Source organism: Shewanella sp. BF02_Schw (assembly GCF_014596695.2).
Classification (GTDB): Bacteria; Pseudomonadota; Gammaproteobacteria; order Enterobacterales; family Shewanellaceae; genus Shewanella.
This window is the reverse complement of record NZ_JABKAW020000008.1, coordinates 21,737-47,031: the sequence shown is the minus strand read 5'-3', so window position 1 is coordinate 47,031 and position 25,295 is coordinate 21,737. Positions and strand designations below refer to the sequence as shown.

The 25,295-nt window shown below is 41.3% G+C and carries 16 protein-coding genes; 4 read left to right on the top strand and 12 right to left on the bottom strand.

Annotated elements, in window-relative coordinates; translation table 11 throughout:
• Positions 1-51: 51 nt before the first annotated feature.
• Positions 52-459 (bottom strand): hypothetical protein, encoded by a 408-nt coding sequence (locus HNW13_RS21100; protein WP_101087610.1) that lies wholly within the window; start codon positions 457-459, stop codon positions 52-54.
• The gene (locus HNW13_RS21095) at positions 456-896 is read right to left on the bottom strand and encodes a T6SS effector amidase Tae4 family protein (RefSeq protein ID WP_082707333.1); all 441 of its coding nucleotides are present in this window, start codon (positions 894-896) and stop codon (positions 456-458) included. Before HNW13_RS21095 ends, HNW13_RS21100 begins: the two co-directional genes overlap by 4 nt.
• A 345-nt stretch (positions 897-1,241) precedes the next feature.
• Here HNW13_RS21095 and HNW13_RS21090 point away from each other — a divergent pair, with 345 nt between their 5' ends.
• Positions 1,242-2,279, top strand: a complete 1,038-nt coding sequence (locus tag HNW13_RS21090; protein ID WP_192116073.1) for a LacI family DNA-binding transcriptional regulator — start codon at positions 1,242-1,244, stop codon at positions 2,277-2,279.
• Positions 2,280-2,472: 193 nt separating this feature from the next.
• A complete protein-coding gene (locus HNW13_RS21085; RefSeq protein ID WP_101087612.1) occupies positions 2,473-3,405 on the top strand; it encodes a DUF808 domain-containing protein in 933 nt (310 codons plus the stop codon).
• Between the two features lie 206 nt (positions 3,406-3,611).
• Here the strand turns inward: HNW13_RS21085 and HNW13_RS21080 are convergent, their stop codons facing one another.
• From HNW13_RS21080 to HNW13_RS21055, 6 genes are all read right to left on the bottom strand, one after another.
• Positions 3,612-4,007 carry a DUF805 domain-containing protein gene (locus tag HNW13_RS21080; RefSeq protein WP_101087613.1) on the bottom strand — a complete coding sequence of 132 codons (396 nt, stop codon included), beginning with the start codon at positions 4,005-4,007 and terminating at the stop codon, positions 3,612-3,614.
• Positions 4,008-4,180: 173 nt separating this feature from the next.
• Positions 4,181-6,643 (bottom strand): glucan 1,4-alpha-glucosidase, encoded by a 2,463-nt coding sequence (locus tag HNW13_RS21075; RefSeq protein WP_192116072.1) that lies wholly within the window; start codon positions 6,641-6,643, stop codon positions 4,181-4,183.
• A 64-nt stretch (positions 6,644-6,707) separates the two neighbouring features.
• Positions 6,708-8,267, bottom strand: a complete 1,560-nt coding sequence (locus HNW13_RS21070) for an MFS transporter (protein WP_192116071.1) — start codon at positions 8,265-8,267, stop codon at positions 6,708-6,710.
• A 398-nt stretch (positions 8,268-8,665) separates the two neighbouring features.
• The gene (locus HNW13_RS21065; RefSeq protein ID WP_192116070.1) at positions 8,666-10,759 is read right to left on the bottom strand and encodes a glycoside hydrolase family 97 protein; all 2,094 of its coding nucleotides are present in this window, start codon (positions 10,757-10,759) and stop codon (positions 8,666-8,668) included.
• Positions 10,760-10,982: 223 nt separating this feature from the next.
• Complete coding sequence (gene trmY / locus HNW13_RS21060; RefSeq protein WP_192116069.1) at positions 10,983-11,579, bottom strand: tRNA (pseudouridine(54)-N(1))-methyltransferase TrmY; 597 nt, start codon at positions 11,577-11,579, stop codon at positions 10,983-10,985.
• A 235-nt stretch (positions 11,580-11,814) separates the two neighbouring features.
• A complete protein-coding gene (locus tag HNW13_RS21055) occupies positions 11,815-14,025 on the bottom strand; it encodes a putative Ig domain-containing protein (RefSeq protein WP_192116068.1) in 2,211 nt (736 codons plus the stop codon).
• 333 nt (positions 14,026-14,358) lie between these two features.
• On the opposite strand from HNW13_RS21055, the gene HNW13_RS21050 reads away from it, so the two are divergent.
• Together HNW13_RS21050 and HNW13_RS21045 are read left to right on the top strand one after the other, a co-directional pair.
• On the top strand, positions 14,359-14,601 hold the full coding sequence (locus HNW13_RS21050) for a YecH family metal-binding protein (RefSeq protein ID WP_182743654.1): 243 nt from the start codon (positions 14,359-14,361) through the stop codon (positions 14,599-14,601).
• 414 nt (positions 14,602-15,015) lie between these two features.
• A complete protein-coding gene (locus tag HNW13_RS21045; RefSeq protein WP_279575218.1) occupies positions 15,016-16,314 on the top strand; it encodes a coproporphyrinogen III oxidase family protein in 1,299 nt (432 codons plus the stop codon).
• Positions 16,315-16,417: 103 nt separating this feature from the next.
• On the opposite strand, the gene HNW13_RS21040 is transcribed toward HNW13_RS21045, so the two are convergent.
• From HNW13_RS21040 to HNW13_RS21025, 4 genes are all read right to left on the bottom strand, one after another.
• Positions 16,418-18,406 (bottom strand): alpha-amylase family protein, encoded by a 1,989-nt coding sequence (locus HNW13_RS21040; protein WP_243756362.1) that lies wholly within the window; start codon positions 18,404-18,406, stop codon positions 16,418-16,420.
• Positions 18,407-18,585: 179 nt separating this feature from the next.
• Positions 18,586-20,505 carry a glycoside hydrolase family 13 protein gene (locus HNW13_RS21035; protein WP_192116065.1) on the bottom strand — a complete coding sequence of 640 codons (1,920 nt, stop codon included), beginning with the start codon at positions 20,503-20,505 and terminating at the stop codon, positions 18,586-18,588.
• 68 nt (positions 20,506-20,573) lie between these two features.
• On the bottom strand, positions 20,574-22,097 hold the full coding sequence (locus tag HNW13_RS21030) for a tryptophan halogenase family protein (protein ID WP_192116064.1): 1,524 nt from the start codon (positions 22,095-22,097) through the stop codon (positions 20,574-20,576).
• A 111-nt stretch (positions 22,098-22,208) separates the two neighbouring features.
• Positions 22,209-24,926, bottom strand: coding sequence for a TonB-dependent receptor (locus tag HNW13_RS21025; protein ID WP_192116063.1), 2,718 nt, complete (start codon positions 24,924-24,926; stop codon positions 22,209-22,211).
• Between the last annotated feature and the right edge of the window lie 369 nt (positions 24,927-25,295).

The following is a 25,295-nucleotide window of genomic DNA, read 5'->3' as shown; positions in this document are numbered from 1 at the left end:
CTCTTTAAAGACATTCAACTTATAGCGTTAGAATCTTATTACCAGAAAAATTTATTGTTTATTATTTAAGAAGTGACGGTAGACCTTTTCATCTAGGCCAATTGTTGGACACGTTAACCCTTTATCTCTTACAGTTGAAACAGTCATCTTGCCATCAGTGATAAACACTGCTTGTGATTGTAATGAGCATTTATCAATCGCTTTCACTTGCCATCTTTTGAGTTCATCTAAAGCTGCAGGCGCACCAGCAACAATATAAACTTTCACATTATTGTATTGATAAAAATAACGCCCATCGTCATTAACCTTTACGAGAGAACATGGTGTTTTTAGTTGTAAAGAAATATGTTGAGTATCTTTATCGAAAACGCATTGCCCTGAATCATCGTTCAAACTGACATGAGCGTTAGCACATGACATTAACAATAATGATCCGAGTAAACCAAATGGTCGAATCATGCTGACATTTCCCAGAACCATATTTGCTCTCCTAAATTAAGCCAGTCAGGATCTCCAGCCTTTAAATATTCACCATCCCATAAATCAATATGATCAGTATTTCCCCAACCATTCATTATAAAAACAATGCCTTTTTTATCTTTTAAAACAGATAGAGCATCGTTTTTAAGGACTTGTTTGTTACCAACAAATGTACAGCTAGCAGAGTCAATCCAATTTGCAAGTTCTTGTGCAGCAAGGATATGCCTTGGTGTATGTTTTAAACCAGGATAACAGCGACGTTGAGGATACATTTTATCAAAAGATGAAATATCGATTCCAGACGCTTCTAATGACACACCCATACGGATAGCACATTGATTAGCGAATAATGTTTTGTCGCAAGGGTTGCTGGGATAAGGATGGTTAACCCATAATTTATTAAATTGAATAAGCATGTTACTAAGTCCTTTTAAATGAATAATTAACAATACCACCTTCTTAATGTTAAAAAAATTACCCATAGTAATTACTGATAACTTAACTTAACATATGATAATAGATACCTAAAACCAAAGTAAATGATGTAGTTAACTACCCCCATTTACGTATTCAGCTAGCTTAAGTTGGCTCATTACTATGAAATGATAGAATTATGAATAAATATTTTAAGTGAATAAACTACAATATTTATAAATTTCATAATAGTAGAGGCTAACTATTTTTTTAAATCATTATTAAAAGCAAATGTGGGTACTTTCAGTTTCAAACCTTCACCCATTAACTAAAGGCGATGCAGAGAAATGACATCTAAAGCGACTTCTATTGATATAGCTTACCGTGCAGGCGTGTCGCAATCGACAGTGTCTCGTGCGTTAAGAAACAGTCCATTGGTAAATTTAGAAACGCGACAGCGTATTCAAGCCATTGCAAAAGAACTCAATTATAAAGTCGATAAAAATGCCAGTAACTTACGCATGCAAAATAGCCATACGTTAGCATTGCTAATTTGTGAAGATCCTACTAACGATGAGTCGATGATCAACCCATTTTTTCTCTCTATGCTGGGTTCGATTACTCGAGCAACCGCCCGTCAAGGTTATGATTTATTGGTGTCATTTCAGCAGCTTTCAACGGATTGGCATGCAGATTATGAAGACAGCAATAAAGCCGATGGTATTATTTTATTAGGTTATGGCGATTATATGGATTATGCCCATAAACTTGATAAGCTTATCGAAAAAAATACTCACTTTGTTATCTGGGGAGCTGAGCATAACAATAAAGCGGTGTTGTCTATTGGTTGCGATAATCATCAAGGTGGTTTTTTGGCCACAGAGCATTTGCTCGGGTTAGGGCATAAACACATTGCGTTTTTAGGTGACTCGTCAAGTCGCAGCCCTGAATTTCGCGACAGATATTTAGGTCATGTTGATGCTTTAAAATCTACCGGTATCGAAGCCGACAAACAGTTACAGCATGACGCTATTAATACCGAAGCCTCTGGCTATCATGCCGCCAACGTATTATTAGATAGCGGCGTGACATTTGATGCTATTTTTACTGCGAGTGATCTTATTGCGATAGGGGCCATTCGTGCATTGAAAAAGCGCGGTGTTGTAGTGCCAGATCAAGTTGCTGTAGTGGGATACGATGATATTCCAGTGGCCAGTTTTGCCAATCCGGCGTTAACAACCATAAAGCAAGATACTCAGTTCGCAGGTGAAATACTTGTCGAAAGTGTGTTGAAGTTAATCCGTGGTCAAGAAGTTAGCCAGCGATTAATCAAGACCCATTTAGTGGTGCGTAGTTCATGTGGTGCAAATGTTGAAGATAATTAGATAATTGATATTAAGTGCATTGAATACTTTATGTAGTGCTATTTTTGTTTATTTACAGAAGCTTGGCAAACTAATGCTCTGAGTTAAGATCACTTATTTTACAGTAACAACTTACATGCTCATATCATTAAATCGCTTTCAAACATGTGTGTAATTCCTGCTATTCAATTGTTTTTTAAAGGATAAGTTTTTTATGGCCGGTGCCAGTTTATTAACCCTATTAGATGATATTGCGACTATTCTGGATGATGTGGCGGCAATGAGTAAAGTGGCTGCACGCAAAACTGCGGGCGTTCTGGGTGATGATTTAGCCTTAAATGCACAACAAGTGTCGGGTGTTGCTTCTGATCGTGAACTGCCTGTGGTATTTGCGGTGGCGATGGGATCATTTAAAAATAAAGTGATTTTAGTGCCGATGGCCATGCTGATCAGCGCATTTATTCCATGGGCTATAACGCCTTTATTAATGTTTGGTGGTTTGTTTTTATGTTATGAGGGCTTTGAAAAAGTCTATCATTCACTAACACATAAGCGTGCTCCTGTGATTGATGACGATGCGGTAGTCGCCAAAGCAAAAGCGGATATCGAAGATTTAGCCGCATTCGAAAAAGAAAAAATAAAAGGGGCTATTCGTACCGATTTTGTCTTATCGGCTGAGATCATCGCTATTAGTTTAGGTGTGGCTGCACACATGGATCTAATGGGGCAATTTTTAACCTTATGTGTTATTGCCATTGTGATTACGGTAGGGGTATACGGTTTAGTAGCAGGGATTGTTAAAATCGATGATCTTGGTTTGTTTCTGGCTCAGCGTAAGCCAAGTGGAATAGGGCATAAATTGGGTTTAGGATTAGTATCTGCTGCCCCTTACTTAATGAAGGTCCTGACATTTGTCGGCACTATTGCCATGTTTATGGTCGGTGGCGGTATTTTAACTCACGGAATTCATGTGGTGTCTGAATGGATTGTGCATGCAGAAACGCTGGTAAGCCAAGTGAGTGTTGTTGGTGACGTTTTAGGGCTATTAACCCCAAGCGTGTTGAATGCACTATTTGGTGTTGTTGCTGGTGGTTTGGCGGTATTATTGATGAATGGTGTGACCAAGTTACTGCCTGCAAAAGATTAGTTACTGCCTGCAAAAGATTAGTTACTGCCTGCAAAAGATTAGTTACTGCCTGCAAAAAACTAGTTAATGCCAGCAAAAAGTTAGTTAATCCAAGTATTTGTTGTGGTAAGCAATGATGGGTAAAAACATACGAAAAAAGCATAGTCCATGACTATGCTTTTTTCGTGGTATTGACGATAACGACGATGTTAATCAGTCTCTTAGGACTAAACCGTTAAATTATCGGGACTGTCTGGATTTGGTACTGTTTTTGGATTTGGCCCATATTCGTTGTCATCTTTACTGTTAAAGCACATCACAACCAGTAAAATTAATATGCCAAGCAATGGAATAAATATCAATAATAACCACCAACCAGAATGGTCTGTGTCGTGTAAACGACGGACACTCACTGCGATACTTGGGATCATGATGGCGAGTGAATAAATTGAGCTTAATACCCCTGCACCGTAGACGTCGCTGTAAAAACCGACACCCATGTCTAATAGCGTCAGTACGATACTGATCACCGCACTGATTAATCCAAACATCCAGTATTCTTTACGACGTGCACGGCCGCTAAAATCAAAATACTGCTTCAATACTTTTACATACCAATCCATTTGTTGTTCCTTAACGTTAACTTTTATTAATCCGGTGTATTTGTAACAAGATAGTGTTTGAATTAACAAGGATTTGTTTCAAAATACACACAAAAAATAAAACCGTTGTGAGTCACAACGGCTTATTGAACAAGCTAATACAGTGCTATCAATACACTGTGATTAATACAGTGCTATTTAGCGAGTGTTTGTTGTACAACAGGGTAAAAGTCCCATACTTTTTCATCGGTCATCGAACGCACCAATTTAACGTATTCAGCATGAGTCCACGCTAGCGGTGTTGCTGAGTTGGTGCCTTGGCCCATTTTGTAATTATAACGAGTCTCATTGCCTACGCCGTCCCAAGCTTGCTCAGGTAACATTAACCCTTGGTTAGCAAAGGTTTCCATGCCTTGAACATAGGTATTGATTAATACTTTCTTCGTGTCAGGGGTTAAGGTGTCGTTCGCTTTTGCTAAGGCTAATTCGTAATGACCGCGTTCACCGGTAAAGAAAGGCCATACTCGACCTCGTTGATTTACGGTGTCGCCTTTTTCTGCGTAGCTAAGACCTGTGACTGTGTCTTCACCATATCCATCGTTACCATAGCGGCGATATCCTGGTACTTTACTGCCATCTTTGGCGGTAAATTGGTATTTAACTCGTAAGTTATCTTCAAGACCTTGGTTGTCTATTAGCATGACGCTGTTTTTAATAACAGGGTCTTGGGCGTTAACCACACCATAACGGACTAATTCTAAAAAACCACCATCGAGGATCATGCGCTGATCTAAACCAGGTTTACCATTGTTATCGATGAGTTTATCGGTGTTATTAGGGTTACCATTTGGGCTAATGCGAACATAGTAAGGCGCAATATTACCTTTGGCATCTGTTTCACCTAATAAGCCAGTGGTGGTGACCATAGTGGTTTCAAGCTGACTTTGAAGCTTACGTGCTAAATCGGCATACTCAGGTGCTCGTTCATCTTTGGCTAGCGCTCCAATATCACTGGCAGCCACTAAACCGGCAATTACGGCTGCAGTTGTGGATGGAGAGAATCCTGCTTGTTCTTCCCAGCGTTCTTGTTGGGTACTAGGAGGGTTAATTTCAGTGTCATTCCAATCCAGTTTTACGTTACCGCCTTTAACTAAAAAGTTAGCGGCTGGTTTAAGCATGTCGTTGTACCATTGTGTTATTTCTGCATCGCTAAGCACACCTGCTTGCCACAGTTTCCAGCCGAGCATGATTGGCATAGCGGTTTGATCTAACTGCACGCCAACCCATTCAATTTCACCATCGACATGGGTTTTCTGTAAAAACCATCCAGGTGTACCTGCAAAACCAGGTGTTTGTTGTTGTACTTGAACCTGCTTTAAATATTCAAAAGCCACTTTTGGTGTTTGAGTATCGCCCATGGCTAAAAATGCCATTGCACATTGGTAAAAATCACGTGGCCATACGGCTTTATAGCCTGTGCTACCGACTTTAGCTGAAACGGTGTCGCCCCAAGGATTTGAAAGTGATGCGATTAATGCACCAGCATGGGTTTTATCTTCTTGAGCTTTTAACACTAAGGCGCTGGCATAGAGTAATTTACCGTTATCTGTAGTGTTGCTGCTCATGTCATTTAATGGCTTAAGCGAGGCTAAGTAATCTTTCCAGCCAAGATGTTTATCGTCGCCTAAATACGCTTGTTTAACGGCGTCATAACCCGCATCTAATGTCGCTTGAGTGGTGGCTAAGCTGCTTGCTTTGTCTTTACCAAAACCAATAACCAAATTAAAGCTTAGGCTGTCATTAGCATTGGTGAGGGTAGGGTATTGTGCGGTTAGGGCGACGTTGCCGCCTTGATTGGTGTCGCTAGTGGTTTGGTAATGAGAGTCAAGTTTACCGTTATCTTGTAAATCGACAATACCATCTGATGTGCCGACAAACCCAGCGCTTGCAGCGACAAAATCAACATCTGTTTTAACGGTCATTACCGTTGAATTAGTGTCGCTGGTGTAAGCCACTAGCGATTGGCCTTCAACACTAGCAATGTCATTTGAACCACTGTTATCAATGTGCGGATTGACATAAAGGTGTGGCGTAATGCCAGCCTCAAAAGCAGTAAAGGTGACTTTCATCATCAAGCTATTTCTATCGGGATCGGTAAAAATATGTTTTTCTATTTGGTATTTACCTTCAACATCTTTATTAATAACTTTATAAGCCAGCGATAATGGTCGTCCCATATCATCGGTATCTAAATACTCAATAGTGCTGATAGTGTGGTCTTTTTCAGTATCGACAAAGCCATTGCCAGAGATAATAAATTGCAGTTCTTTAAGCTGGGCATTGTGAATAAGGCCAAACATGGTTTCGGTTAATACGCCTTGAGCTATCGAAAACCACACTTTACTGACAGGGTTTGCAGCTGTGTCTTGATAATGGCCGTTAACATAGGGCTCGTAAGATGTGCCTATGCCAGTTTTTCCTGAGAAAGCCCAAGTAGGTTCTATGCCCGGCGTACCGGGTGCGACGTTAATAACCTGAGCTTGTGTGTTTACTTGAGTATCAGCTGGTGAGCATGCACTTAAGGCTAGTGCCATCAGACTAGTTGTGACAGCTTTCGCTATGATGCTGCGATGCGTGAGTAAATGTGGTTTTAACATGGAATTCCCCAAAATAATAATCTTAATCTAGTTACTAGTTACCAGTGACAAAGACTGGTAATCCTTATTGTGTTTGCTTGTCTTGATCGACAAATAGCACCGCAATGCCCGACAACATCATAAATATCCCGCCTAGTACTAACGCGTAAATAGGTTGTCCATCAAAAAATACCTTAAGCAATAAGCCAAGAATACTGGCCGCTAACAGCTGTGGGATCACAATGAAGAAGTTAAAAATCCCCATGTAAACGCCCATTTTTTTCGGGGGTAATACACCTGATAACATGGCGTAAGGTACCGATAGAATGGATGCCCAAGCAAAACCAACGCCAATCATCGGTATCCACAACAGGTTAGGGTTTTCAATAAACATAAAGCTGATGAGACCCGCACCACCAATAAACATGTTGATGGTATGGGTGAGTTTAATGCCGACAGCTTTGGCTAGAAACGGAATAATAATCGCAGCAATTGCAGCAAAGCCGTTATATGACGCAAATAAGATACCGACCCAATCTGCACCATCATTATAGGCTTGTGATACCACATCAGTGGTGCCGTAATGGTACGAAGTAACGGCCGCTGTGGTGTAAATCCACATTGCAAATAGCGCAAACCAAGCAAAAAACTGTACCAGTGCTAGCTGACGCATGGCTTTAGGCATATGAAACAAATCATCGACAACATTAAACGTCATGCCTAAGCCGTCGCGTGTTGCTGACGATTCTGCGTTATTGTTTGACAGTTTGGCTAACTTACGCGAGCAGTAAAGTTGCAGCGGTCCGAAGGTGAAAATACCCAAGCTTAAAATATAAAGTTGCTTATCTAGGTCTAGGCTTACAATTGCGAGAGTGAAAATGGCGCCAATCGCCATCCATATAATGGCACCATGTTGATATTGTTTGGCTGTACGCGTATTGACGTTAGTGTCTTGTGCGTCAGTGGTGTCGTGTTGATGAAATTCAGCTAATTGCTCTGGAGAATATTCTTTGGTTGAAATAATGGTCCAACCCACGGCCAACATTAGTACCGCGCCACCAAAGTAAAATGCATAGCGTACAGAGTCGGCAATTTCGCCCGCTGGGGCGGTATTTTCCACATCAAAGACATTGGTTAAAATATATGGCAAGGCAGATGCCACCACCGCACCAATACCAATGAAAAAGCTCTGCATTGCATAGCCTTGGGTACGCTGGTTTTTGGGAAGATTATCGCCGACAAAAGCGCGAAACGGCTCCATGGCGATATTGATTGAGGCATCCATAATCCACAACATACCAGCAGCAATCCATAACGTAGGTGAATGCGGCATGATAAAGAGTGACAATGTGGTTAATACTGCACCAATTAAAAAATAGGGGCGACGACGGCCTAATCCATTCCAAGTGTTATCACTTAAATAACCGATGATAGGTTGTACTATGAGACCCGTGAGCGGTGCGGCAATCCATAAAATGGGAATGTCATCAATGGATGCTCCTAGAGTTTGAAAGATACGGCTGACATTGGCGTTTTGCAGTGCGAAACCAAATTGGATCCCCAAAAATCCAAAACACATATTGAAGATTTGCCAAAAATTAAGCTGCGGTTGTTGGGTGACGTTTTTATAATTATTGTCAGACATGTGACATCCTTTTTGGTAAGTCGTTGTGCTTACTTCTTTTAATTTTATTGCTTATGGCGAATTCGTTGGTAACCATTACGTTGGCTATGTTACATATTAATAGTTAAAAAAATGGCGAATACGCATCTCCCTAAGACGGGTATTCGCCAAAACCTACGCTTTATCCATTAGCGACTTTCGTCAAATAATCAGTGGATAAAGTTAATCAAGGTACTCTAAAGCTGATGGTCTCCATGGCCGAAGACACACCAGAAACGACCTAAACCATTCCATCCTGCAATTAGAAACGAAATAGCATGTTTTATAGTATCCTCGAGCTTGTTCTTGGCACAACTGACTACATACGTATTCATGCTTTGTGAGCAACCTAATGCGAACACTTATGTAACATTCTAGCGTTACAAAGCTTTAAAACGAATCGCGGTACCCCCACTGGCTGCGAGGTTAAGTGTCAGCGCGTCTTTTGCAGTAACGATTTTGGTTTCAATCACGTAATCATAAGGGTTTGTTAGCCAATCCGCTTTATCACCGTCACGATAAATTTGGGCTTGGTAGCGTTTCCCTGGCGTGAGGAAGTCTAATTTTAGCGTCAATTTCCGTGATTCTTCATCTGTTAATGCGCCTAGATACCAGTCTTCTGCACCGCGCTGTTTTCTTGCAAAGGCAACATAGTCGCCAACTTCACCTGCAAGGGCGATACTGTCGCTCCAATCTGTTGGTACATCTTCAATAAACTGGAAAGCATCGAGACGTTGCACGTAGTTACGCGGTAAGTCTGCAGCCATTTGAATAGGGCTGTACAACACGACATACAAGGCTAATTGCTTTGTGAGTGTGGTTTTTACGCGGTTAACCGCATCTAGACCTTCAGGCGCTAAATTAAAGATCCCAGGGGTGAAGTCCATCGGCCCAGCCAGCATACGGGTATAAGGTAGAATTGCTGTATGTTCTGGAGCATTAGGTGGGCTTCCCCATGCATTAAACTCTTGGCCTCGAGCGCCTTCGCGTGCTATCCAATTTGGGTAAGTACGACGTAAACCGGTATCTTTAATCGGCTCGTGAGTATTAATGCTAATACCACGTTTTGCGGCTTCGGTAACGCTATGTAGATATTCGTTAACCATAAATTGGCCGTCGTGCCATTCATGGCGCACAATACCATTTTCATCAACGCGCTTAATGTCACCACCGTCTGCTACGTAACCGGTTTTAACTTGAGTCACGCCATGTTTTTGATATAAATCATAAGCATCACTCATTTGATTTCGGTAATTAGTGACTGAACCAGAGGTTTCATGATGGCCAATTAAACGGACATTTTTACTGTGTCCATATTGAGTTATCTCATCAATGTCAAAATCAGGATAAGCTTTAGTAAAGCTAAACACGTCGCCGTTATCGAACCAACTACCATCCCAGCCTTCATTCCAACCTTCAACCAATACCCCATCAAACCCATATTGGGCGGCAAAGTCCATATAACGCTTAGTTTCGCTGGTGGTCGCACCATGCTTAGGGCCGCTTCCCCAGGTGTTTTCATTGAGGTGCATTCCCCACCAAATGCCGACGTATTTACCCGGTTGCACCCAAGACACATCACCTAGTTTATTGGGTTCATTAAGATTAAGGATAAGATCTGAGTTAAGTAAACCTGGGGCATCTTTAGCAATTTGAATCGTACGCCAAGGTGTTGAAAAGCCAGGTTGAGTCTTCACTCGAATACCATCCGACCAGGGGGTTAAATCAGCACGTAAAATACCGTCACGCCCTTGATTAAGCACCATTGCGGCATAATCGGTGAGGGCGGCTTCATGGATGCTTAAATGCACGCCATCAGCCGTTCTAAAAGTCATAGGTGTGTGGGCTCGGTCGATTTTATCAAGTGAGGTTGTACGGTATAAATATTCGTATCGGTTCCAGCCGCGCCCGGGGATCCACCATGCGGTTGTGTGTTGTGGATCTGGGATGGAAAATTCAGTCAATTCATCGGTAATATCGAGTTTTGGTGTGTTAGCCAACCCGGTTTGTTTTGGCACTAGGTAACGAAAGCCAATACCATCATTAAACGATTTAAATTCGATATCAAAGTCAATTTTGCCGTTACTCAGGGTGGCGACCACGCGGTTGTAATGATCGCGGATATTTTTACGTTCACCCCAAGGTTGCTGCCATGTTTGGTCTACGCTGCTGTTAGTCACATGTTTAATGTTAAAATCAGTACCTAATTCACCTAACTGTTGAAATACCAACCCTAATTTACTTGGGTTAATAACAATATTGTCATTAAATTTTACTTGGTATTCAGGACGGCCATTATCATCGGTCAAGCTGATGTTGATGTGCTTGTCAGGCGAGGCGACATTAATGGTTTTAGCTTGAGCGATATTGGGAATGGTTGATAACGCGACAGCACAAGCTACTGCGATAACATTAAGTGCAAAGTGTGACTGTGTGGATAGCGGATTTGCTCCGTTAAATAAAACGCGCGCCATAGTATGTCCTTGTTGATTATTATTTTATCTTTAGAACAAGTAATATATGACGCTTTTCGTTTATACAGCAAAGATTTGCATACGTATTCAGTGTGCCAAGCAAGTGCTTGAAGTGAAATTACGCAACAATTTTATTACCCCACGAACAATGATTGGCTCAGGGTTGATTACTTGACTCAGACATTGTTCACCAACACTTTATCCTTTACGCAATCGTATTAATTTACATTCTCATGTCTAATTCATTGTGTATTAACACCACGCATTGTGATGCAAACAACATTTTGGGCCCCAAGTTTATGTGCTGAGTACCCAGGCGTTTAAGGCTGTTAAAGCTCTTCTTAGGCATAGGGATGTGATCGGTCAGTAAAAAACACGGGTTAGCAGCAAACTCGATATCACGTACTGGGGTGCCTTTTTTCTCTAACATATACAGCTGATAATCTTCCGCTAACTCTTGCACCAGTTTTTCAAAGCTAACAGTGCGCACTGTGATACCTGCTTCAACTTCACGTAACTGTTCTTTCGCCATGCCTTTAGATGTCGTTAAAGCTTTAGCAATTTTATGGGTTAAGTTTTGCTCATGGAAGCCGCCAATATGACCTAACTCACTTGAACGGAAACAGATGGTGCGAGAAAAATCGAGGGTGCTTTCTAACACTAAATACACCACTACATCGTCGCGATGTGATTGGGCGACAAAAATGGTATTCATCAAAGTGTGAGCTAAAATTTCAGTGTGGGCCGATTGACCAATACCTGCCAAAAATTGTTGGCTATCAACGGGAGCTGCTCTGGCTCGAACTACAAAAGCGCGCATGGGGAAATCCTATTAGAGGTAAATTAAACATGAAGCGGATAACGTAGTCGAATAATCAATCAGTTAAAGCCTAATATAATGTCTATTATCACAGTTTAAAGGCCCGCTGTAACGCTATTAATGACTGAAAAAATGAGTAGCGCAGATTCAAGTTATTTATTAGTTACGGCTATGTAGTTAATTGAATAATTGATAAAAAAGGGATTAAATTTGTGGCTTAATCCCTCTGGAGTATTTACTTGGTCTGGCTATCGTAATACTTACTACTAATCATGCCTTTAACAATTGATTCAATTTGTTTGATCGGAACCACCGATTGTATTCCTTGTGATGATTGCGGCGTCACTGATTGCGGTTCATCTATCCATTCATTAATTGAGGTGAACAATAATTGACCATCAGCACCTTTTTCAATTTTGGCTACATACCACCACTCTGTAATACCAACTGTTGGTGGGCTAAATATGCGTTGTTCATTATTAAATATAAATTCAACACGTGTTGTAGCCGGGTCAATGTCAGGTGAGCCAGAGAAATTTTTCACGTAGTAATCGTATCTACCTTCGACAGGAAACTGAGGAATTGAAATCACTTCAGGCCCATAACTTGTTACATCATCAACATCTAAATAGATGATGGTTTCATTAAGGGTGACTTCTGAATTGGCATAATACACATGGCTTTCATTACCTTCAGTATCAGTAATATAGAGATGTGAGTCTAAATCTCTTGGTGCTTCACCCCAGTTCAAGGTTATTTTAGTTAACGCTTCAGATAGCACTAAACACTCTGCTAAGGTGATGTCCTCTTCAAACGTGTTAATAATAGATGTTCGGCTTTGAAATCCGATAGTGGCGCCAAGTAAAACGGTAGAATGACGCTTAACTGGGATGCTAAATGTGCCATCATCGATAGAGAATGTGAGTGAGCGCCCCAAGTAATCACGTCCGTCTGAAATAACGCGAGCACCATTTAACAAATTACCATCTTCATCTTCCACACAACCATTTACCATAATGGTGTCGTAAATCATATCAGCATTCCAAGTAGTGAAATGACTAACATTACCTTGATAAAATGATTCACCGTTGACTGAAACTAATTGCGCTTCACCTTCTTCGATCCATAAACCTGACGTGGTGTCGAAATAATAAAGCGGTATCGTTGAGGGGGGAGTAGTACCTGCTACAGGTATATGAATTTGCGCGACTTTGTTTGGAGCGAGTTGTAGCTTGTTACCTGCACTATCAACAAAACTAACTGTAATAGCACCAAATGATTCTATTGGCACAATTTCGTTGGCACCGTTTGTTGTGAGCATATCACCTGGCATCATTTCAATATCAATAGCCGGGTTAATGACGGTTAGTTCAGCTACAACGGCAGAAGATACAAGGTTACCATTTAAATCAACAAGGCTGTTTTCAGGTAAAGTAACAAGCACATTACCATCAACAGCTAGCTCAGATACTTGAGTCGCATCAAAACTAATTGATGCATGAACAGGTTGTAATAGTAAATTGTGTTCTTGGGTTAGTTCATTTCTTGAAATACTCAATGCAGCTTCAGAATAATCTGTCGCATCAGCCACAAGAGTCAATCTGTCACTCAATTGAGTATCTTGGATTTTTGCTGAAAATAAGCCTTCAGCATCAGCCGTTACTGTATTAACAACTAGGTTACCATTAGATAAACTCACGACACTTTCTGGAATGACTTCACCATTAAAATAGTTAATCGTGGTACCAGAAATAGTATAAAAATATTTTTCATTTAAATTGAAACTAACTTGAACTGGCGCAACGCTATCTTCACCACCGTCAGTAACTTGTACAGAAATATCGGTTGATGTTGTTTCATATACGGAAGATGTATAAGTTATTAAGCCAGAAGGACTAATCAATAAACCATTTGGTCCGGCAATTAGTTCAAAGTTAATGTCATTTTCAGTGTCAGAATCGTCTACATCAGAAACGACTAATTGGTAGGTAAATGTCGAGCCTGAATCTACACTTTGCGCCACGATAGAAGACACAACCGGGGCATCGTTTACAGGCGTTACAGAGACTTCAAAGTTCTGTACAGCAGGTTGCGCTTCGTCTTCTCCACCATCACTCACAGTAACCGTGATTGACCCAGACGTTAATACACCTTCAAGTGGTGTCCATGAAATCAGACCTGTATTGTTAATGGCCATACCATCTGGCGCATTGGTTAAATTGAATGTTAAATTCGTACCATCATTGGCATCGTCTTGATCGGTAACGGTTAGCTGATACAGGTATTCACTATCTTCAATTGCAGTGACAACAGCGCTAGAAGATATTAACGGTGCGATGTTTTTAATCACCTCATTTTCATCATCGGAAGATGAACCACATCCGGTTAATACAAAAGAAAGTGCAGTTGCAACAACAGAAAGTCGCCACTTGTTTGTTAATTCCATTTACCTACTCCATGAATCAATAATTGTTAACTAGTCATTAAAATATTAAACATAAGGTGTTGATCTTTAGTTGCATATTTCGTTGTGATAATGACGATTAAACAATGATTTATCAATAATCATAAGTGATGTGCATTAGCGATTAGCGTACACTTTTGTATAGGTTAAATGTTAATAGCAAGCCAAATATGGCTATATAATTCTGTTAGCAGCATCAATTTTAATACAGGCAACAAGAAAGATATTTTTCAAATCTTGTGTGTGAGATCGGTATTTATAACTAAAAAATACGTTATAAAGTACAAATAAATTACATCTTTAATTGGAGATACTATGTCTGGATCAGTTCACGGTCATCAAGTTATGCAAATGATGCTAACCCACGGCTCAGCGTTAACAAAACAAGAACTTAAAATGATGATGCAAACTACATTTGGTGCAGATACTCGTTATCATACTTGCTCTGCAACAGAGATGGACGCTGAGATGCTGATTGAGTTTTTAGAGGGCAAAGGTAAGTTTATTCCCAGTGACGGCGGTATTACCACTGCAGCAGATAAAATTTGTAATCACTAAATTAATCAAGATGACAATATGTGGCTTAGCACTAGTTGGTTCTAGATAAGCCTAATGTAAATATAATTTACCATACACTCTTCAATTTCACTCACTAACTCTTCAGTGTTGATTTCTGGCTCGGATAAATCCATTTCACAAATTAAGCACACAATCCCCTTTGAACCTTTGAATTTCAATATGTGATCAACATCAAACTTTAACAATAGGAAGGCTCGTATTGTGTAGATAAAGGTAAAGGTGTGGTTATACATATAAATATAGATTTTCTAATTACGCAATCTAATCACGCGATCTAATATCACACAAATAATCGCTGTTAAATAGCACACTTACGCAGATACTCAGGATTGGCTGAAGCCCATTCTGCTGATTTAGTATCTAAGACTAAGGCCAACTCATGAACACATTCTTTTGTCCTCAAGGTTGAATATTGCCACAAGCAGCCTTGACTGGGTTATGGGCCAAACCATAAGACATTCATTAAATCTGCAAGATGCTGTAGCACTTGATGAATTACAACAGCTGATTGTGCCAGACAAGCCGATTGAAACGCTTTATATCCACATTCCTTTTTGTCATACCTTGTGCCGTTATTGCTCGTTTCATAAAATTAAATTTAATGAACCAGTAGCCCGAGAATATTTTAAGGCGCTGAGACAAGAAATCCGCCAAGTGCTTGCTAAAGGATTTCGTTTTAATCGGGTGTACATCGGCGGTGGCACCACAACTATTTTAGAAGATGAGCTGATCAAAACAATAGAGTTGATTAAGTCATTAACATCAGTACGTGAAGTCACTTGTGAAAGCGATCCTATTTACTTTAAAAATGGTCAGCCGCATTTGCTTAACGGTTTGGTCGACCGAATGTCGATTGGAATACAAAGCTTTGACGATAAGATTTTAAAAGCGGTTGGTCGTTTTGAAAAATTTGGCAGCGGTTTACAACAAGCTGAGTATGTTAGCCGCGCTATCGAGATTATCCCTACGGTTAATCTCGATATGATGTATGGCTTTACCATGCAAACACCGCAGACGGTGGCGAACGACTTGGCTCAAACCATTCGTTTACGTCCAGATCAAATTACCACTTATCCGTTAACCATTGGCATTGGTAAAAATCGCAAAAAAGCCGGTTGCCTTGCTGGCGAACCTGAAGCGTTATGGCCACAGTTTTTAGCGGTAAAACAAGCGTTAGCTGAACACTATATTATGGAGTTTCCGTGGACCTTTAGCCGTAACTTTGGTCAGCCAGTTGAACATAAATATGTATTAGATGGTGAAGACTGCTTCGGTGTCGGTTCAGGCGCATTTGGTCGCTTTGGGGAGCAATTTAGAATTTCCAGTTTTAATATCCCAGATTACATTAACCGTATTAAAGCAGGACATAGCGGCACTTGTTATACCAAACCATTAAAAACCAAGGCACTGTCACAGCATTATTTAATGATGATGATGGGCTGCGGCTTACTGGACAATCGACAATGTAAAGCCTATACCGGCAAGTCTTTGTGGCACGCATTCCCGTTAGAAATGAGTTTTTTAATTTCAGCTGGAGCACTGAATAAGCAGGGTGATAATTATATCACTACGGTTGAGGGTCAGTTTATAGCGCTAAAAATGTTTTCAGGCTTTTTGTCTGGAATGGATTTTTTACGCGAACAGGCCTGTGGATTACCCTTAAGCGCAATTGAAACGATGCCGAATATTTAGTCTGTGCGTTATCGATAAACGTTTAAAAAAGCCACAGGTAAGCATATCTGTGGCTTTTTAATGAGATACTTTTTACATAAACTAAACAATTATAAGTATCAGTTTATGCCTTATTGGCGACGTTAAGAATAACAGACTGCAAAGGGGCTAATTCAATATCAACACTGGCGCTGCCATCTTTGTGTAAAATGAGTTGTTGATTCTGTGGGGTACTTTTCAGCAAATCTGTCAGCTTTTTATTACTGCTAATTTGCCACGTTTGCATCAGTATGTTTGGCAACTGAAGGGTAAATTGTTTGCTGTGGCTTTGACTGAAATTACTGACAATGATCAATTGCTGTACTTCGTTAAAACGGCTAAAAGCAAATACGCTGTCGTCATAGCCTTCAAGCTTATTTTGGCGTTGTAGGCTATCTAGTTCTCTGTACTCACCGCTTAGCGCAGTAGCAGTGTGGCTTAAGTTTAATAACGTTTGATAATAACCACGTAATGTCTTTTCATCAGATGTTGACTGTCCGCCATCAAACTTGCCGTTGTTCATCCAGCGTTGATGAGCCGGTACGCCCACATAATCAAAAATACTGGTGCGAGTCGGTTGGCCAAAGCCTGCATTTTCAGCGCCTTGTTCGCCAACATCCTGGCCAAAATACAGCAAGGTGGGTGAGCGACTTAAGGTTGTAGACACCACCATCGCTGGTAGGGCATTAAATGGATTGCCAGCAAACTCGTTGGTGTTGATGCGTTGTTCGTCGTGGTTTTCTAAAAAATGCAGCATGTGCTGATCGATGTCACTGACTTTGGCTTGAACTGTGGCAATGGCTGCAGTGCTAGCTTTACCTTGAATAATGGCTTTTAAGGTGTCATATAAATCGACTTTGTCGTACAAGTAATCCATTTTACCTAAATGAATATAATCGCGGTATAAATCGGGGTTATACACCTCAGCCAGAATAAACGCATCTGGGTTGGTGTGCTTGATGTGGCTATTGAGGTAGCTCCAAAACTCTACTGGTACCATTTCAGCCATGTCGTAGCGAAAACCATCTACGCCTTTGGCTAGCCAATATTGCGCAATGTGCTCAAATTTACGCCATGAATCGGGAATGTTATCGGCCGCTTGTGTTTGCCAAAAGGCTAAATGCTCGGCGGTGCTTTTGTTTTCATATTCTTTTGGCAGAGCAGGGAAGTCATGGCTACCATCGGGTTTGACTCCATAATTTATTTTAACGGTTTCGTACCAATCGTTGGCATCGGGCTTGGCTAAACGTGAACCGTTGCCGGTCCATTTAGCCGGTGACTCGGCAAACTTTGCGTCTATGAGGGGATGTGTTTCGCCGCCTAATGGCAAATAACCATCCGATGCTTGTGGGACTTGAAAGTCTTCACCGACTACATAATAGAAATTGTTGTGTCTACTATAGGTGTTAGTTTTATCGTCGTTAGCACCAAAGTCTGGCTCGCCTTTTGGCGCTGAAATAGAATGATAATTGCGCGCGACATGGTTAGGCACTATGTCGATAATCACTTGCATACCATTGGCATGGGTGCGGTCGATTAATGCTTCGAATTCTGCCAAGCGATTAGCCGGATTATCCGCTAAATCTGGATTAACGTTGTAATAATCTTTTACCGCATAAGGTGAACCCGCACGGCCTTTGACGACATCAGGATCATCATTACCAATGCCATAATATGTATAGTCATTGACTAATGCATGATGCGGTACGCCGGTATACCAAAGGTGAGTGGTGCCTAAGGACTTAATATCTTGTAATGCCACATCGGTAAAATCACGGAATTTGCCTACGCCATTTTCGGCAATAGTTCCCCAAGCTTTGTTGGTAGTATTGGTGTTGCCATACAGACGAGTGAATACTTGATATACCACAGGTTTGCCTGTTGCAGCAGTTTGACTTGTTTGAGTAACTGATACGTTTTCGTTATCGTTTTTTACAGCAGTATCAATTTGTTCAACGGTATTGGGTTGGCAAGCGCTTAATCCTAACCCCAGTATACAGGCTAGTACCAATGCCTTTGGGGTCGGTGAAGGTAGGCGAAGTTGGCTTACTAACGGTTTAGTGATGGGGCGCATGAGTCTCTCTTTTATTGTTTTTATGAGAGTGATTCTATTGAAGAACATAGAACCACTCCTTAATGTCAAATAACTGAACGTATCTGTATCTAAACTTTAGAGCGTAAATTCCAACGTCTAAATATTCGACTCTAAATATTCGACTCTACATATTCGAGTATACATATCTGTGATAAAAATCAATGGCTCAGTTTAAGAATCGTGACACCTTTATTGGCCAAGGTAAGCGGCTTAGATAATGAGTACGTTTGTTTGTTGATAATATCAACGCCAGTAGTGTTGTCATTAATCGCAGGTTTGAAACGTTGTAAATCAAGTTCAATAGGCTGGCTGTTTTTATTGTAAATGATCAGTAAGGTTTCATCGCCCTGATGACGGCTTTGGACATAAACACCGTCTTTGGGCACAAAGTGCTGCAACTTACCTTGTTGAATCGCTAATGAGTTTTTACGGTAATTTAATAATGTACGTACGAAGTTAAGTGCTTCGGTTTGTTGTGCATTCAAACCTTTACCCGTAAACACATTGACACTGTCTTGTGGCCAGCCACCAGGAAAATCTGCGCGCACAGCGCCGTCGTTACGGTCTTCTGTAGGACTTTGCATGACTATTTCTGAGCCGTAAAATATTTGTGGAATACGGTTGCTGGTCAGTACATAAGCCATGGCCATTTTGTACAGTGCAATGTCGTTTTTCATTAAACTGTAAATACGGTTAGTGTCGTGATTACCTTCAAATAACACTAACTGGCTTGGATTGGCATACACCACATCGTTAGCCAACATTTGGTAAAGATCGATAAATCCAGCGCCCCAATCTTCCTCTTTGGTTAAGCTTGCTATAAGAGTGTCGTACAAGGGGAAATCCATCATGCTGGGTGCAAAAGATTGATAACCATCTACATTTACCTTACCAGCTTGCCAGTAGCTTACCGTCACTGGGTTACTACTCCATTCTTCGCCAACAATATTAAAATGCGGGTATTCATCCATAATGGCCTTTGACCATGCTGTTAGAAAATCTTTGTCAGCATAAGAGTAGGTGTCTTCGCGAATACCGCTCAGCCCCGCGTATTCAACCCACCAAATACTATTTTGAATTAAGTATGTTGCCATGTGCGGATCGCGTTGATTGAGATCTGGCATAGTGACGTCAAACCATCCATCACTAAAATCGACCGTGTCTGCATTCACAGAGTAAGGATCTTGTACGGTAGTGCGTCTATGGCTTGAATAGCTAACATTTGTAGGGTCTTTCACCCAACGGGATTGACCATTAATCCAAGTGTTACTCGGCATACTGCTCATCCATTTATGACCCGAGCCCATGTGATTAACAACCACATCTTGGATGATGCCAATGCCAAAGGTTTTCGCTTCTTCTACCAAGGCTTGGTATTCTTGATTGCTACCAAAACGAGGGTCTATTTTATAAAAATCTGTGGTGGAATAACCGTGGTAAGAATATTTTTGTTGGTTATTTTCAAGCAGTGGATTAATCCACAATTGAGTGACACCTAAATCATGCAAGTAGGGCAGAGCTTTGCGGATCCCCATAATATCACCACCATGGCGGCCACCATCAAAGCTTCTATCGGCTTTTTCAAGCATGTCTGGGTGGTTATCATTGTCGGGATTACCGTTAACAAAACGATCTGGAGTGATTAAGTAAATCACATCTTTATTACTAAACCCTTGGCGATCGCGTGAACCTTTTTGACGGGTTTGCAGCTCATAATCAAATTGATCAACTAATTGGTCGTCTTTATATAGACCTAAAGTAAGTTGTTGTGGTTTAGCTTGGCTTAAGTCCAAATTAACGAATAAATGGTCGTTACTGTCGGTTTTATCTACGCTGCTGAGCGTGACACCTTCAGCCTTGATTAATTTCACTTGGGTGTCGCGAATGTTATCGCCAGCAATCAATAGTTGTAACGTAGGTTGTTGCATACCCGCCCACCATGACATGGGCTCGACGTTAAGTGCGGCATTCACCGACATGGCGCTGACACTGAGCGCACAGCCTAATACTAAACGTGATGCGAGCTTGCTGATGCGATGTTGGCCTAGGGGCGTTGGGTGTGAGTAATGTGATGACATGATTACTAGTCCTGTTTTATGTAATTTATTTTTATTCTGTTAACGCATTATTACTTTTTATCAAATACTTAAATTTTTTCGATATAGGTTTCATGGGTCGGCATTTGGTTCACCGTGCTGGCAATGACCTTACGGATATTAGTTAAGTAGTCGGTTAAATCGACTTGGGTGACCGCTTGGGTCAGTGGATGATAATCTAAAGGAATAATGCCTTGACCTAACATGACCTGGATCCAGGCCGCTTCGGTAAAGAGTTCATCTTGATGCCTGAAAACCGTTGCGGTGGATTTAAATAAATCGATTTTTCGTTGCAAGCTTTCAGGGATGTCCATATCGCGACATTGCTGCCATAAACCGTGTTCACTGTCGGCAGATTGTTTAGCATTAAGATGATAGTGCAAAATAATAAAGTCGCGGATTTGCTCAAACTCTGTTTGTGATTGGCGATTAAACTCATCAATGTGCTGTGCTTGAATGCCGTTTCGGGGAAATAATTTGGTTAAACGAATTATCGCCGATTGGACTAAATGTAAGCTGGTGGACTCTAACGGTTCTAAAAATCCGCTCGATAACCCAATAGCAACACAGTTTTTATGCCATTGCTTGACGCGCCTGCCTGTGGTGAAGGTGATTTTACGTGGCTCGGCTAGCGGTTTTCCGTCTAGGTTGGCTAATAAATGCTGCTTAGCTTGCTCGTCGCTCATATGTTTACTGCTATACACAATGCCATTGCCAGTGCGATGTTGCAGTGGAATACGCCACTGCCAACCAGCATCATGGGCGGTTGCTTTAGTGTAAGGCGTGACAGGAGAGGTGCTTTCAGATGGCACTGCATATGCGCTGTCACAGGGGAGCCAATGCTGCCAGTTTTCGTATTCTACCCCTAATGCTTTTTCAATTAATAAAGCAGAAAAACCTGAACAATCAATAAATAAGTCACCATTAATGCAGTCACCATTTTGTAAGGTGATACTGTCTATCGAGCCATCATTGGTGAGTTGAGTGCTGGTTATAGTGCCTTCTATTCGAGTGACGCCACGTTGTGTGCTGTATTGGCGAAGTAAGTTGGCGTATAAGCTGGCATCAAAATGATAGGCATGGGTGATACCACTCATCTGCGCTTGAGCAATACTTTGAATAGGTTGGAATTTATTATTTTTAGCGGCCTGATAATTAAGCGAGTATTGCCAGAAATCTTTAGCGCTAAACGTACTTTGATTTTGTTGGCCACAATGAGCTTGTGCGCTGAGCCAATAATGATGAAACGAGGTAAAGCCTAAGTCACGACCAATATTGCCAAAAGCGTGCATGTAAGCATCGCCTTGTTGGTGCCAGTTTTCAAACTCGATGCCTAATTTATAGGTTGCTTGGGTCGCTTTAATAAAGTCTTTCTCGCTGATGCCTAATACGCTGTTAAATATCTGCAGGGGCGGAATGGTGGCTTCACCCACACCTATAGTGCCGATGGTGTCAGATTCAATGAGAGTGATATTAAGTTGTGTTTTAAACAATTTGGCTAACATGGCTGCGGTCATCCAGCCCGACGTTCCGCCACCTACAATGACAATGTTTTTTATTATTGTTTGATCCATTGTTATCGCCTTTTATCTCTTGTTATTTGTATTCAGTATCAAAAAATAAAAAAGCCCCTGTAATTGGTTACAGAGGCTTTTTTTGTCGGTTTAGTAGATTCTACAAGCCCATTAGAACTTGTAGTTTGCGCCTAACATAAAGTTACGACCGTAGTTTTGATAATCACGTACGTGACGTGCATCTTCACCAGTGTAAGATGTAAATGGCTCGTTGGTTAAGTTGTTCACTTGGAACTGTACCGATAAACCATATAGGGCATCGATACCACTTTCAGTAAAGTCATAACCAATTTGGGCATCAACAACCGTTTCAGCTTTCACGTTTACGTTGACACGAGTCAAACTGATTGCGGTAACTTCACCTAAGAAGTCACTACGATAGCGTGAGCTAATACGCGCTTCAAAACCGGCGTTTTCGTAGTAAACAGTGGCGTTGAAGGTTTTTTCAGATAAACCTGGCAACGTCGTTGGATCGCTATCTGGTGTTTCTTTCACTTCACTGTCGTTGTACGAACCACTTAAGATAGTACCAAAACCTTCTAGTTGGTCTGCAAAAAGGCCAAAGTCGAGAGACAAAGACGCTTCTATACCTTGTACATAACCACCTTCACCATTTTGTGGTTGTGAGGCTAAACCAATTGGATTACCTTCACGATTTGGGAACAACTCTCCAAAGTTAAAAGGTGCTTGTTGGTCATATACATAGTTTTCTAAGTCTTTATAGAACACAGCTAATGAGAAATAACCTTGGTCGCTAAAGTAGTTTTCGTAGCTAATGTCGTACTGACGCGCTAACCATGGACGTAGTTCTGGATTACCCGCACCACCGGACCAGTTTACGCCGTCAGTTGGGTTTTCGTTGTAGCTAAAGTTTACGTTAGCATTCATTTTGTCCATGCGTGCGCGGGTTAACGTACGTGCAGCGGCAAAACGCAGCATTTGACCATCGGCAACTTCAAAGCCTAAGTTCATGCTTGGTAACCATTCAAGGTAGGTATCGCCCGCTGTGCGTGCTGTCAATACAACTGCATCATCTTCAACTGTCGCGACAGTGCCATTTGAGCTTTGATCAGTATGAACGGCCTGTATACCAATGTTACCGGTTAGTGGGAATCCGAATAGCTCAGACTCTAAGTTGGTTTTAACATAAAAAGTTGAGACTTCTTCTGAAACGTCCCAAGAGTTAGTCGCACGGGATAAATCGACATCTGCTACGTCTGTTTCGGTATAGCCGCCCGCATTGTAAAAGGCTAACGAATCATAACTGAGCACATCACCCATGCCGAAAAAGTCGAGTGAGGTTGGCGATAATAAATATTGCTCTGGTACAGATTCTAGGTAGTTATCAGAACCGTCATAGCCCGCTAACGTTAGGTAATAACCTTTATCAAGTTTGCTTTTATCACGATTAGTGCGGTTAACACCAAACTCAACGCTGCGCACTGCACCGTCATCAAACACATATTCTGCGCTTAAACGGAACGAGTTTAACTCATCTTCAATTTCAGGCTTGTTAATAAAACCGTCTTGAGTATTGGCACCAAGTGGGCTACCCCAACCGAGTGGGTCACCTAATTTGATGACATTAGGGTCTGCATAGTTAAGGTCATGAGTAAAGTTGTAACCACCATTACCGTTGTAAGCAAAGCCTAAGTCATCAACTGCACCAACACCGGTGCCACGGCCTGTACCAGTATAACTTTCCATACCAATGTCGGTACGATCAACTTTTGATAAAGCAATATCGGCTTCAACGCGCCAGTTATCATTAATGGTGAACTTGTTATTCCAGCCAATTGAAAGTGATTCAGCATCACGTTTGTTGACATCATTACGGATAACGACTTCGGCACCATTAATGGTTCCTTGTGTCACTAAACCATCTTCGGTAGTTGTCGCAGTCACTCCACCGTTAGTACCCCAAGCTGCAGGGATTTCAATACCGCGTAAACGCTGGTCATCAGTGAACTTTGTATAGTAAATGTCAACAACTGAAGTGAATTTTTCGTTAGGTGCGTATTCAAATACAGCTAATACACCATCACGTTCTAATTCACTTGAGCGCACAAATGGTTTTGCGCCACCTAAAACACTGTCACCGGCATCATTTTCTGGGTAACCCCATGCCTGCCAGCGTTCTTCTTGGTTGGGTGACATCATGCGGGCATAACCTAACGCAATACCGATAGTGTCGTCTGCAAACTGGTCGATGTATGAAATGCTGCCACGATAACCGGTGTCACTTGAACCACTGTTAAGTGATCCTAAATCATTCATTTCGCCACGAAGCGACATCGCAATAGTTTGCTCACCATGTGTTAATGGGCTGATAGTTTGCATATCTACCGTGCCGCCGATGGCCTGCGCCATGACAGACGCATCAGGTGTTTTGTACACCACAACACGATTTAATAATTCAGAAGGATATTGGTCAAACTCAACACCACGGTTATCGTTAACCGAGGCTTGTTCGCGACCGTTTAATGTCGCAGTAGTGAAGTCTGGGCCTAAACCACGGATAGAGATAACGTTTGCACGTCCATCTAAACGCTGTGCTGATACACCGGGTAAGCGTGCGAGTGATTCTGCAATACTGACATCAGGCAATTTACCAATGTCTTCGGCAGAAATGGCTTCAACAATGGATGATGAAGACATTTTTAGTGATTGTGATTCTTGTAAGCTGCGACGAATACCAGTGACTTGAATCACTTCAATATTTTCTTCGGCAGTATCAGTAGTATTAACGTCATCAGCAGCGTAAGCACTCATGCTTGCACCTGCAGCAACTAACGCTAGCGTAAGTAGGCTCGGTTTAAATAGCAACATTCATCTTTCCCCTTTAGTGGATACTTAACAACTTGAAGTCCAGGTCGAGTGTTAGTGTCCTTTTGAATTTTGGTTACAGTCTTTATTGTGTTTTTCCCTCAGCATGCTTAATTAACTTTTATAAGTGACTGCATAAGTGCTGAAGTTATGACCAAATTGTTGCGCAACAGTGACGATACTACTCCCAGTACAGTTTTGCCGACAATATTATGCATACGTATTCAACGTTATTAGTGACGAATTAGCGGCTCAATTTTACAATTTCGAAACAACTTAAGGATACTATTTATGTAAGTTAACCTATTGTATTAATAGTTTTTTTATTGTTTCCAGTAAGTGCGTTAGGTCAATTAATTCTTTGCATACGTA

Coding starts and splice junctions, on each gene's coding strand:
- HNW13_RS21100 (WP_101087610.1), bottom strand. CDS start 459: ATGATTCGACCATTTGGTTTACTCGGATCATTATTGTTAATGTCATGT.
- HNW13_RS21095 (WP_082707333.1), bottom strand. CDS start 896: ATGCTTATTCAATTTAATAAATTATGGGTTAACCATCCTTATCCCAGC.
- HNW13_RS21090 (WP_192116073.1), top strand. CDS start 1,242: ATGACATCTAAAGCGACTTCTATTGATATAGCTTACCGTGCAGGCGTG.
- HNW13_RS21085 (WP_101087612.1), top strand. CDS start 2,473: ATGGCCGGTGCCAGTTTATTAACCCTATTAGATGATATTGCGACTATT.
- HNW13_RS21080 (WP_101087613.1), bottom strand. CDS start 4,007: ATGGATTGGTATGTAAAAGTATTGAAGCAGTATTTTGATTTTAGCGGC.
- HNW13_RS21075 (WP_192116072.1), bottom strand. CDS start 6,643: ATGTTAAAACCACATTTACTCACGCATCGCAGCATCATAGCGAAAGCT.
- HNW13_RS21070 (WP_192116071.1), bottom strand. CDS start 8,267: ATGTCTGACAATAATTATAAAAACGTCACCCAACAACCGCAGCTTAAT.
- HNW13_RS21065 (WP_192116070.1), bottom strand. CDS start 10,759: ATGGCGCGCGTTTTATTTAACGGAGCAAATCCGCTATCCACACAGTCA.
- trmY (WP_192116069.1), bottom strand. CDS start 11,579: ATGCGCGCTTTTGTAGTTCGAGCCAGAGCAGCTCCCGTTGATAGCCAA.
- HNW13_RS21055 (WP_192116068.1), bottom strand. CDS start 14,025: ATGGAATTAACAAACAAGTGGCGACTTTCTGTTGTTGCAACTGCACTT.
- HNW13_RS21050 (WP_182743654.1), top strand. CDS start 14,359: ATGTCTGGATCAGTTCACGGTCATCAAGTTATGCAAATGATGCTAACC.
- HNW13_RS21040 (WP_243756362.1), bottom strand. CDS start 18,406: ATGCGCCCCATCACTAAACCGTTAGTAAGCCAACTTCGCCTACCTTCA.
- HNW13_RS21035 (WP_192116065.1), bottom strand. CDS start 20,505: ATGTCATCACATTACTCACACCCAACGCCCCTAGGCCAACATCGCATC.
- HNW13_RS21030 (WP_192116064.1), bottom strand. CDS start 22,097: ATGGATCAAACAATAATAAAAAACATTGTCATTGTAGGTGGCGGAACG.
- HNW13_RS21025 (WP_192116063.1), bottom strand. CDS start 24,926: ATGTTGCTATTTAAACCGAGCCTACTTACGCTAGCGTTAGTTGCTGCA.